The organism is Aquabacterium sp. A08 (assembly GCF_011742065.1).
On sequence record NZ_JAAQQT010000359.1, the window covers coordinates 1 to 682 of the forward strand.

A 682-nucleotide genomic window follows, 5' to 3' on the forward strand; every position below is an offset into this window, starting at 1 on the left:
ATGCAGAACTGGTTGAGCCAGTAGCCTTTGCGCGATTGCTCGGCATCGAAAATGATGGTGCCGGGCACGTCGGTGTAGGGTTTTTCCAGGGCCATGTCAGATCTCCCGCTGGGCCGCCCCAAGGGCGATCTGCGCCCCCTCGGGGGGCAGCGAAGTTACGAAGTAATGAGCGTGGGGGCACATGTTCACACCTCCTCGGGCCAGTACAGGCGCATCGGGTTGTCCACCAGCAGCTTCTGCTGGAGTTCGGCGGTCGGCGCGATCTGCGGGATGAAATCGACCAGCAGGCCGTCGTCGGGCATGTGGTCCTTCAGGTTGGGGTGCGGCCAGTCGGTGCCCCAGAGCACGCGGTCGGGGAATTCTTCCACCACGCGGCGCGCGAACGGCACCACGTCCTGGTAGGCCTCCTGCTCGCCGTTCAGGGCCTTCGGGCCGGTCACGCTCAGGCGTTCGGGGCAGCTCACCTTGCTCCACACGTTGGAGTGTTCGCGCATGAACTTGAGGAACAGCGCGAACTCTTCGCTGTCCACGCCCTTGCTCACATCGGGGCGGCCCATGTGGTCCACCACCACGGTGGTGGGCAGGCTGGTGAAGAAGTCCCACAGCTCGGGCAGGTCCACCGCCTCGAAGTAGATGACCACGTGCCAGCCGAGCTTGGCGATGCGGCCGGCGATCTCCATCA

General features: G+C 64.7%; 1 protein-coding gene and 1 pseudogene. Both read right to left on the reverse strand.

Annotation, left to right across the window (positions count from 1 at the left end; translation table 11 throughout):
* Nucleotides 1-95: pseudogene (locus HA630_RS23030) on the reverse strand (protocatechuate 3,4-dioxygenase); the annotation flags it as partial.
* A gap of 90 nt (nt 96-185) precedes the next feature.
* On the reverse strand, nt 186-682 hold a 497-nt coding region (locus HA630_RS02035; RefSeq protein WP_166832194.1), incomplete at its 5' end, for an amidohydrolase family protein.